Source organism: Mesorhizobium sp. M7A.F.Ca.MR.148.00.0.0 (assembly GCF_003997735.1).
Taxonomy (GTDB): domain Bacteria; phylum Pseudomonadota; class Alphaproteobacteria; order Rhizobiales; family Rhizobiaceae; genus Mesorhizobium.
Genome location: NZ_RZTB01000681.1, coordinates 1 through 239, shown reverse-complemented (window position 1 = coordinate 239; position 239 = coordinate 1). Strand labels below are relative to the sequence as shown.

General features: G+C 56.1%; 1 pseudogene. It reads right to left on the bottom strand.

Going from position 1 to position 239, the window contains the following annotated elements:
* A pseudogene (locus tag EOB49_RS35815) lies at positions 1-239 on the bottom strand (arginine--tRNA ligase); the annotation flags it as partial.

The following is a 239-nucleotide window of genomic DNA, read 5'->3' as shown; positions in this document are numbered from 1 at the left end:
TACCTCTTCAATGACTTCCCTGAGAGTGACGAAATTGCCGGTCCGCTTTCCCATCCTCACCGGCTCGCCATCGCGAAACAGCTTGACCAGATTGCATAGGAGGACCGTGAGTTTCACCCTGTCGCCGGCGATTGCCCTCGCCAGGGCTTCCAGCCGCTTCACGTAACCACCATGATCAGCGCCAAGCACATAGATCAGGTCGACGAAGCCGCGATCGACCTTATCCTTTAGATAAGCGA